Annotated in this window: 8 protein-coding genes; 3 read left to right on the top strand and 5 right to left on the bottom strand. The window is 69.5% G+C overall.

The window, feature by feature from the left end:
• Positions 1-169: 169 nt before the first annotated feature.
• Positions 170-1,654, bottom strand: a complete 1,485-nt coding sequence (locus ACFQVC_RS13130; RefSeq protein ID WP_381830303.1) for an APC family permease — start codon at positions 1,652-1,654, stop codon at positions 170-172.
• Between the two features lie 85 nt (positions 1,655-1,739).
• On the opposite strand from ACFQVC_RS13130, the gene ACFQVC_RS13125 reads away from it, so the two are divergent.
• Positions 1,740-2,756 (top strand): 4-hydroxy-3-methylbut-2-enyl diphosphate reductase, encoded by a 1,017-nt coding sequence (locus tag ACFQVC_RS13125; RefSeq protein ID WP_381830301.1) that lies wholly within the window; start codon positions 1,740-1,742, stop codon positions 2,754-2,756.
• Between the two features lie 131 nt (positions 2,757-2,887).
• Positions 2,888-3,646, top strand: a complete 759-nt coding sequence (gene ppgK / locus ACFQVC_RS13120; protein WP_381830299.1) for a polyphosphate--glucose phosphotransferase — start codon at positions 2,888-2,890, stop codon at positions 3,644-3,646.
• A 32-nt stretch (positions 3,647-3,678) separates the two neighbouring features.
• Here the strand turns inward: ppgK and ACFQVC_RS13115 are convergent, their stop codons facing one another.
• The gene (locus ACFQVC_RS13115) at positions 3,679-4,305 is read right to left on the bottom strand and encodes a DUF6542 domain-containing protein (RefSeq protein ID WP_381830297.1); all 627 of its coding nucleotides are present in this window, start codon (positions 4,303-4,305) and stop codon (positions 3,679-3,681) included.
• 278 nt (positions 4,306-4,583) lie between these two features.
• Here ACFQVC_RS13115 and ychF point away from each other — a divergent pair, with 278 nt between their 5' ends.
• Entirely contained in the window at positions 4,584-5,672 is a 1,089-nt protein-coding gene (gene ychF, locus ACFQVC_RS13110) for a redox-regulated ATPase YchF (protein ID WP_381830295.1), read from the top strand.
• A gap of 785 nt (positions 5,673-6,457) precedes the next feature.
• Here the strand turns inward: ychF and ACFQVC_RS13105 are convergent.
• The 3 genes from ACFQVC_RS13105 to ACFQVC_RS13095 are packed head-to-tail and all read right to left on the bottom strand — an operon-like array spanning position 6,458 to position 9,310.
• Positions 6,458-6,970, bottom strand: coding sequence for a nucleoside deaminase (locus ACFQVC_RS13105; protein WP_381830293.1), 513 nt, complete (start codon positions 6,968-6,970; stop codon positions 6,458-6,460).
• 31 nt (positions 6,971-7,001) lie between these two features.
• Positions 7,002-7,565: a hypothetical protein gene (locus ACFQVC_RS13100; protein WP_381830291.1), complete on the bottom strand. Its 564-nt coding sequence runs from the start codon at positions 7,563-7,565 to the stop codon at positions 7,002-7,004.
• Positions 7,562-9,310: a hypothetical protein gene (locus ACFQVC_RS13095; protein ID WP_381830289.1), complete on the bottom strand. Its 1,749-nt coding sequence runs from the start codon at positions 9,308-9,310 to the stop codon at positions 7,562-7,564. Before ACFQVC_RS13095 ends, ACFQVC_RS13100 begins: the two co-directional genes overlap by 4 nt.
• Between the last annotated feature and the right edge of the window lie 208 nt (positions 9,311-9,518).

Genomic DNA, 9,518 nt, shown 5'->3' with positions numbered 1-9,518 from the left:
CACGACGAGCCCCACGACCAGCCACGACGCACCCGCAGGTGCCTTACCGGACGTCCCGCGGAGCGTTAGGCGCGCGACGGCCTCGACCGGCTCTGCACCGCCAGCACGACGAGCCCCACGACCAGCCACGACGCACCCGCAGGTGCCTTACCGGACGTCCCGCGGAGCGTTAGGCGCGCGACGGCCTCGACCGGCTCTGCACCGCCAGCACGACGAGCCCCACGACCAGCCAGATCACGCCCACCACTTGTGCCGGGCGGGATGCCTCCGCGATCACCGCGAGGGTGATGGCCGCGCCGAGGACCGGCACCAGGATGTGCCGCCACCAGCTGACCGGCCCGCCCTCCTTGCGTACCGCGAACCACGACACCACCGAGGCGTGCAGCATCGTGAACGCGACCAGGGCGCCGATGTCGACCACCGACACCAGGTGGTCCATACCGTCGTCGCGGCTCGCCGCCCACACCGCGGCCACCATCGTGATCACCGCCGCGACGCCGAGCGCGACCCGCGGCACCCCGGAGTCCGTCCGCGAAAGCACCCGCGGAAGGCGCCGCTCACGGGCCATGGCGAAGACGAGCCGCCCGGCCGCCGCCTGCCCGGCGAGCGCGGCGAACGCGGCGCCGATCGCCTTGCTCACGGCCACCAGATCGTGCAGCCAGCCGCCCACCGAGGAGTCCACGGCGTCGTAGAAGGCCGAGCCCTGCTTGCCCGGATCGGCCGCGAGCTGCGCCGACGACACCGGTTCGAGCAGCGCCACCAGATAGGTCTGCGCGATGAACAGGAAGCCCGCGAGCGCCAGACAGAACAGCACAGCGCGCGCCACCTTCGCCGACCCCCCGGTGACCTCCTCGGCGAACGAGGCGATCGCGTCGAAGCCCAGATACGACAGGACGGCGATGGACACCGCACCCAGGAGCGCGCCCATGGTGAAGCCGCCGTCACCGGTCAGCGGCGTCAGCCAACCGCGCTCCGCCCCGTCCCGGACGAGCACCACCAGGGCGGAGACCACGAACACGAGCAGCACCACGATCTCCATCGCGAGCACCGCGAAGCCGACCCGGGCCGCCGCCCGCACCCCCCACAGATTGAGCGCCGTCGTGATCACCACGGCGAGCGCGGTCCACACCCACTGCGACACCGACGGCACCAGGGCGTGCATCGCGATCCCGGAGAACAGATAGGCCACCGCCGGAATCAGCAGATAGTCGAGCATCGCCATCCAGCCCGCGATGAACCCCGGCCCCTTGCCGAGCGCCACGCGCGCGTAGGCGAAGACAGAGCCCGCCTGCGGGACCACCCGCACCATCTGCGCGTAGCTGAATGCGGTGAACGCCATCGCGATCGTCGCGACCAGATAGACCAGGGCCACCGCGCCGTGCGACTTGGCGTCGAGGGTGCCGAAGACGCCGACGGGCGCCATGGGGGCGATGAAGAGCAGTCCGTACACCACGAGATCGCGGAAGCCGAGACTGCGCCGCAGCCCCCCGCCGTCACCGTCGGCGGCCGTACCGCCCGCGCCGGCACCAGGCGTACCGCCCGCGCCGGCCCCAGGCGTACCGCCCGCGCCGACCCCAGGCGTACTACTCGCGCCGGCACCGGAAATACCGCCTCCGCCGCCGCCAGGCGTGGTGCTTGCGCTGTCACCGGACATCGTGCGCCTCCATGGCCACCTGTGATCCCAACCGTTCCAGTCTCTCCAAGGTGTGGATCTTTGACCCGTTGAGGGCGGCCTTACGATGGGGGACATGACTGCACCGACCCAAGCCCGCCGCGTCCTGCTCGCCGCTCCGCGCGGCTACTGCGCGGGCGTGGACCGCGCCGTGATCGCCGTCGAGAAGGCCCTTGAGCAGTACGGGGCGCCCGTCTATGTCCGGCACGAGATCGTGCACAACAAGTACGTCGTGCAGACCCTGGAGAAGAAGGGCGCGATCTTCGTCGACCAGGCCACCGAGGTGCCGCCGGGCAACATCGTGATGTTCTCGGCGCACGGCGTCGCGCCTTCCGTGCACGAGGAGGCCCGTGAGGGCCGCCTCGCCACCATCGACGCCACCTGCCCCCTGGTCACCAAGGTCCACAAGGAAGCCGTCCGCTTCGCCAACGACGACTACGACATCCTCCTGATCGGCCACGAGGGCCACGAGGAGGTGATCGGCACCTCCGGCGAGGCCCCCGACCACATCACCCTGGTCGACGGCCCCGAGGACGTGGCCAACGTGGAGGTGCGCGACGACTCCCGCGTCGTCTGGCTCTCCCAGACCACGCTCTCCGTCGACGAGACGATGGAGACGGTGGACGCCCTCAAGGAGAAGTTCCCGAACCTGATCTCGCCGCCGTCCGACGACATCTGCTACGCCACCCAGAACCGCCAGACGGCCATCAAGGAACTGGCCCAGCAGTCGGATCTGGTCATCGTGGTCGGCTCCAAGAACTCCTCCAACTCCCAGCGCATGGTCGACGTCGCCAAGCAGGCCGGCTGCCCCGCCGCCTATCTCGTCGACTTCGCGCGCGAGATCGACGAGACCTGGCTCGAAGGCGTCTCCACCGTCGGTGTCTCCTCCGGCGCCTCGGTCCCCGACGTCCTGGTCGAGGAGGTTCTGGCCTGGCTCTCGGAGCGTGGCTACGGCGACGTCGAGATCGTGAAGACCGCCGAGGAGTCCCTCACCTTCTCGCTGCCCAAGGAGCTGCGCCGAGACCTGCGCGCCGAGGCCGCAGCGCTGATCGAGGAGCGCACGGGCCGCCCGGCCGCGTCGTAGACCCGTAACCCGTAACCCGTAACCCGCAACCCGCAACCCGTAGGCCTGCGGGTCCTGCGGGGGCCTACAGGTCCTGCGTCTGTGGCCTCGTAGGACTGCCCGGCCCCGCAGGCCGTCGTAACGTGGTGTCCATGCAGATCTTCGGCGTGGACATCGGCGGCTCCGGCATCAAGGGCGCCCCGGTCGACCTGGACCGGGGCGACCTGGCGGAGCCCCGCCACAAGGTCCTCACCCCGCACCCGGCCACGCCGGACGCGGTGGCCGACGGCGTCAAGGAAGTCGTCGACCGCTTCGGCTGGTCGGGCCCCGTCGGCGTCACCTTCCCCGGAGTCGTCACCGGTGGCAGCACGATCCGTACGGCCGCCAATGTCGACAAGGGCTGGGTCGATGTCGACGCCCGCGCCCTGCTCACCGAGCGCCTCGGCGGCGGCCTGCCGGTGACGGTGCTCAATGACGCGGACGCCGCCGGGGTCGCCGAGATGAACTTCGGCGCGGGCAAGGGCCGCCAGGGCACGGTCCTGCTGCTCACCCTCGGCACGGGCATCGGCAGCGCCCTGTTCGTGAACGGCCACCTCGTCCCCAACACCGAGCTCGGCCACCTGGAGCTGCACGGCCACGACGCGGAGAAGCGCGCCTCGACCAAGGCCCGCGACGACGAGCAGCTGAGCTGGGAGCACTGGGCGCACCGGATCCAGAAGTATCTGGCGCACGTCGAGATGCTGTTCTCACCGGAGCTGTTCATCATCGGCGGCGGGGTCAGCCGCAAGGCGCACAAGTTTCTGCCGCTGATCGAGGGCATCAAGGCGGAGATCGTGCCGGCGGAGCTGCTCAACAACGCGGGCATCGTGGGAGCGGCGATGGCCGCGAGGGAGAACGCGGCTCAGGCCTGACGGCTCAGGGCCAGGGTCAGGGCCTCGGGGCCTCAGGCAGGCATACGGCGGTGCGGCGGGCGGGCCGCGGCCGCGCGCAGGGCCCGCTTCCGCGCCATGAGCCGCACCTTGCGGACGGTCACGATCAGACCGGCGACCAGCGTCCCGCCGTAGAGCCACCCGGCGTGCACCGCGAGGGCGGTCACCAGGCCCATCACATGCCCGCCGAAGCCGTCCGAGCCGCCGGCGATCGGCAGCAGTCCCACGGCGAACGCGATCGGCACCGCGACCGGCCCCGTCACCAGGTCGGCGGGCCGCACCCACAGCGCCGTCAGCGCGCTCACCGGCAGGAACAGCACTCCGTAGGCCACCACGGAACCGTCGAACAGCAGCCGGATCAGGCAGGCGAGCAGCAGCATGGCCGCGCCGCAGAACAGACCGCTGCCGAGCCCGGTGAGCCGTGGGTCGGGCAGCGAGCGCACCGCGGGCACGGCCTTGCGCACAGTGAGGACGGCCCGGCGCACGGCCAGGGCGAGTGGTGGCACGGGGCGGCGGGACGCGGCGCGGTAGACCGTCGCGGTCGTGGTCCGGTCCTCGGCGGCGGGTCCCGCGGCCTGCGGCGGAAGGGGGGCCGTTCGTCGCGCTCGGTCCCTGTTCGGTCGCGTCCTGTGTTGCTCCACCGCTCCAACCTAGGTCGGCCGGGGCCGGGTATCCGGCCTTGGACACGCGCTTTGAAGCACCTTGGCTGTGCGTTCGATACGTACCCGGGCCGCGGCCGCGCACACGGCGGGGGAGCGGGGGATGGAGCGGGCGGGGAGTGGGCCGTGGGGTGTGCTGTGGAGCGGGCTGTGGAGCGGGCTGTCCACAGGGCGGAGAGGGGGCGGGACCGGGGCCGTAGACTGGTGGATCGGCCCGCCCGGGCCCACCACTCCGCCCAGACGTAACGGGAAGTCGCAACGTGTCGCTCACGATCGGAATCGTCGGTCTGCCCAATGTCGGCAAGTCGACCCTGTTCAACGCCCTGACCAAGAACGACGTCCTTGCGGCCAACTACCCGTTCGCGACGATCGAGCCGAACGTCGGCGTGGTCGGCGTCCCCGACCCCCGCCTCGACAAGCTCGCGGAGATCTTCGGCTCCCAGAAGATCCTCCCGGCGACGGTGGACTTCGTCGACATCGCGGGCATCGTGCGCGGTGCGAGCGAGGGCGAGGGCCTGGGCAACAAGTTCCTGGCGAACATCCGCGAGTCCGACGCGATCTGCCAGGTCATCCGCGCCTTCCAGGATGAGAACGTCGTACACGTCGACGGCAAGGTCTCCCCGAAGAGCGATATCGAGACGATCAACACCGAGCTGATCCTCGCCGACCTGCAGACCATCGAGAAGGTCCTGCCGCGCCTCCAGAAGGAGTCGCGCATCAAGAAGGACATCGCGCCGAAGGTCAAGGCGGTCGAGGAGGCGAAGGCCATCCTGGAGCGCGGCGAGACGCTCTTCTCCCAGGGCATCGTCCAGGGCGGCGGGAACGAGGAGCTCCTGCACGACCTGCACCTCCTGACCACGAAGCCCTTCCTCTACGTCTTCAACGTGGACGAGGACGAGCTGACGGACGACGCCTTCAAGGAGGAGCAGCGCGCCCTGGTCGCCCCGGCCGAGGCGATCTTCCTGAACGCCAAGCTGGAGGCGGACCTCGCCGAGCTCGACGAGGAGGACGCCCTCGAACTCCTCCAGTCCGTCGGCGCCGAAGAGCCCGGCCTCGCCACCCTCGCCCGCGTCGGCTTCACCACCCTGGGCCTGCAGACCTACCTGACGGCAGGCCCCAAGGAGTCCCGCGCCTGGACCATCAAGAAGGGCGCCACGGCCCCCGAGGCGGCCGGTGTCATCCACACCGACTTCCAGAAGGGCTTCATCAAGGCCGAGGTCATCTCCTTCGACGACCTGGTCGAAACGGGCTCGGTAGCGGAAGCCCGCGCCAAGGGCAAGGCGCGCATGGAGGGCAAGGAGTATGTGATGCAGGACGGGGATGTTGTGGAGTTCCGCTTCAATGTATAGGCCACGCATTACCGTGGATCCGGCGATTTAGCAAAACGCCAGGTCAGACGGGGTCGCCCCAAGTTCGGGGCGGCCCCGTCGGCGTGTGCGTGGCTGGATCCTGGCTGGACGGCCTGACGTGTCGTCATCTGTCGTCATCTGTCGTTCTCTGCACGCTGGCTGGATTTCGGCTGGAGAGAGCTGACGGTGAGTCAGGGGCGGAGGCGGGGAGTGGCGTGGAGCAGGGGTACGGGCGGATGCGCGCTTGGGGCGCCCCTGGTGTGGTGGAAGTCCCTGGTGTCGCCTGTGAGAGTTGGTTGGCGGGACTTCGCGGTGGTCTCGGGGTGCCTGGCCGCAGGTTCAAGTCCCGGGCAGGAGCCGACGGCAAGGGCAGGTCGTGTCGCCCCCCCCGTGACCGGGGGTGAGTCGCTGATCGTGGAGACGTCGGCGTATCTACCGAAGACTCGTGTCGGTTCGGCTCGTCTGGAGTGACTGGCGGAGGGCTGGTTGACCTGGGAGTTTGTGTGAGCGGTCTGGTGGTGGGCGCTGGTAGGGAAGTGCCCGCCCGCAGCCAGCGGGTTGCGGGCGGGCGGGTGTGCGGGCGTCGTGTGGATCGGGCATGCGCTGCTGCATCAGCTGCGTGCTGTGAACCAAGGCGACGGACACCACGAGGACCTCCCAGGTTTAGCAGGTAGAGATCACTATCTTGCGGTAATCGCCGTGTTCCGATGTGGAGTTGGGTGAGATCCGCAGCGCCATGGCTGAACCCAGTCGCCTTGAGCTTTGCTGTGATCGCACGAGGTGCGTCAGAGTTTGGGCTCCACGGGGAAGGGGAGTTTGTCGGCCCAGCTGGCGAGGGTGGCTGCCGCGGTAGTGCGGGTTTCGTCGTTTGCCGTGACTTCGTCCAGGAGGGTGCGCTCGGCGTTGGGCAGGGTCAACTGGCGGTAGTACTGGAGGTCTTCGAAGCCGTTGGTGGCGACGTCGTGGCTGGTGGCGGCGTAGACGAGGCGGGGGATACGGGCCCAGTAGCAGGCGGTCAGGCACATGGGGCAGGGTTCGCTGCTGGAGTACATGACCGCGTCTTCCATGAGGTGGCGGTCGAGGCGGGTGCCGGCGTCGCGTAGCGCCATGACCTCGGCGTGGGCGGTCGGGTCACGGAGTTCGACGACGGAGCTGGAGCCGGTGCCGACCACCTGGCCGTCGATGACGACGAGGGCGCCGAAGGGGGTCTTGCCTTCGTCTTCGAGGGCGTGGCGGGAGATCTGGATGGCCTGCTCTAGGAAGGCGTGGTCCTGGGGGGTCTCCGGGGCGTAGGGCACCTGATCTCCTCGTTCTCGCGTGCTGGGGCACTCACATGTGGACCGAGGGGTCGGCGTCACCGAACGGGCCGTCCAGGTCCACGTCGTAACTGGTCAATGGTGTTGTGTTTCCAGTGGTGTTGGCGATATGCAGGGCCAGGCCCGCGCGTTGCCGGTCGGTCCAGTGGCCGTTTTCCAAGAATTCGACCATATCCGGGATCGGTGGTTCGGTCTGGTCGCCGCGGATGATGAGGCGGTGGATGCGCGGGGCGGGTCGGTCGGTGGGGAAGAGCAGGGCGGCGGAGGCGGCCAGGCGGTAGTGCCACTCGTCGAAGGCAGCCTCGAAGTGGGGTGGGCGTGGGGCGGTGTCGGTGGCGGCGGGGAGGTTGTGCAGGATCACGCGGGTGACGGTGAGTGTGTCGCCGCGGTGGAGTTGGGCGGTCATCAGCGCCTGGTCGATCTCGTTGCGGAAGGCGTACTGGGCGGGGTCCAGCCAGTGCAGGGCGCATTGGACGACGAGGGCGTGGACGACGTCGGGGGAGTGGAGGCGGGCGAGTTTCGCGCGCCAGGCGTCCCGGTCGACATCGAGGGCGGGTACGGGTGCGGGGGTTGTCACCGGTCCTCCCAAGTGTGAGCACCCACCAGTTGCAGCACCTTGAGTCCGGTGACGATGGCCTGGTGCGGGTCGGGTTCGTCTGCGGCGCCGGGCAGGATTCGTGCGGCGAGATCCGCGGCGGATTTCAGTGCGGGCGTGGGCAGTGTCGTGAGGAAGGTGCGCAGTTCGGTGTCGGGTTCGCCGGAGGTGAGTGGGGCCAGGCGGGTGGCGATGGCCAAGACCATGGCGGCCGGACGCTGTCGGGGCGCGGTAGGGGGAGCGGGGGTGCGGTAGGCGGCGCGCTCGCGGGTGATACGTATCTCCTCGCTCGGCGAACCGGGTGGATCGGTGCGGGAAATGAGGCCGAGCAGGGCCTCTTGGGCCTGGGTGGCGGTGGTGAAGTAGCGGTGGGTGGCGAAGGTGCGTAGATAGGCGCCCAGGAGCCGGGGGTCGGGGGTGAATTCGGGGCGGATTAGCTCCGGGGGATGAGGCTGGCGGGTGTCGCGCAGGGTGGCGAGGGCATTGACGGAGATCAGGGCCCAGAAGCGGTCGAACTCGTCGAGGGAGCCGAAGACCTGGCGGGTGGCATCGGCCTCGGGGGTTCTCACGGAGTCGGAGCCGGAGCCGGACTCGGAGTTGGTGTGGTCGTAGAGGGCGGTGCGGAGCTGGGTGAGGATGGAGGCGCCGTCCCAGTAGTTGCCCATGAACTTGGTGCCGGTGAGGGCTTCGAACACGCCGTAGAAGGCACTGGCCTGGTGGGCGCCGTGGAACTCGCAGAAGTCGGCTGTCCACAGCAGGAGTTGGAGTGGGTCGGGCAGGATGCTGCCGACCTCGTCGCTGGCGCCGGCGGACTTGGGGTCCGGGTCGACGCGGCGCAGGATCTTCAGCCGGTTGTCGGTGGACATGGCGACCAGTTCGCGGGCGGCCCGGTTGGAGGCGACGGCCCGTACCGACATCAGGTGCGCGGTGGAGGCGAGCCAGGCCAGGTAACGGCTGGTCGCGCCCAGGGCCGGGGCCGGGTGGGCAAGGGAGCGGGCCCGTTGGAGTATGGAGTCGATCAGGGTGTCGGCGCAGCCGGTGATCACGATCGGGTCGGCGCCGCTGGTCAGGGCGGCGCGGGCCAGTCGATGCAGCACGTTCAGCTGGACGGCGATGGCGTGGTCGGCGGCGTGCGGCGGCACTTGGGCGGCGACGAGCTGGTCGACCAGGTTGCGAATGCCGGTGGGGTCGTTGCTGCCGGCGGCCTGGCCGACGGTGCCGAGGTAGGCGGCGAGGATCGGATCGTCCTCAAGGCCCGGCGGGGCGGGAGCGTGGGGTGTGGTGGCGGGCTGGGGCCGGATCAGGGCTCCGGCGAGGGTGCGTTGCAGCAGCCGGTTGCGTCCGCCGACGCTGGCCAGGCCGAAGAGGCGGATGAATGAGAAGATCCCGAAGACATTGGCAAGGAGGAACAGCAGGGCCCCGTATGTGGCGCTGATCGTGCTGTCGCCGAGCAGGCCGCACGCGGTGAACAGGGCCGCGAACCAGCCGATCAGCACCCACTCGCGGAAGGCGATGTGGCTGTCGATCGCGCGGAGTGACGGCCAGGAGCTGGCGGCGGAGAAGGTGAGGGCGAAGATCACCGCCTCGCCGGTCAGCAGCGTCGCGAAGAACGCGATGCTGAACTGGGTGGCGTCCACGATGTTCTCGCGGTCGGCGGGTGAGAACAGGGCCACAGCCCCGAGCGCGAGCGCGCACACCAGCAGCGCGATCTGTCTCCACTTTTGCACTGCGCCCCGCTTGTCCCTTGAACCCCGCCCGACTCGCACAACTGTTGCAGGGAACAAGGGAGTTGCCAACAGAGACTTCAGTCATCGTCGCGAGTGTTGAGCAGGCGGGTAGAGGCGTGAAGTGGAACCGGTGCCTACCGGGCGTGGCCGCCCCATCGGGATGCCGGAACTCTGACCTTGCGACTCAACAGCGGAGGGACATGCGCAC

The organism is Streptomyces monticola (assembly GCF_042665355.1).
GTDB classification, from domain to species: domain Bacteria; phylum Actinomycetota; class Actinomycetes; order Streptomycetales; family Streptomycetaceae; genus Streptomyces; species Streptomyces monticola.
Note: the sequence above shows the minus strand (reverse complement) of the source record. Positions and strands in the feature narration are given on the sequence as shown.

Excerpts from the sequence above, each read along its gene's own strand:
- ACFQVC_RS13125 (WP_381830301.1), top strand. The coding sequence starts at position 1,740 with ATGGGGGACATGACTGCACCGACCCAAGCCCGCCGCGTCCTGCTCGCC.
- ppgK (WP_381830299.1), top strand. The coding sequence starts at position 2,888 with ATGCAGATCTTCGGCGTGGACATCGGCGGCTCCGGCATCAAGGGCGCC.
- ACFQVC_RS13130 (WP_381830303.1), bottom strand. The coding sequence starts at position 1,654 with ATGTCCGGTGACAGCGCAAGCACCACGCCTGGCGGCGGCGGAGGCGGT.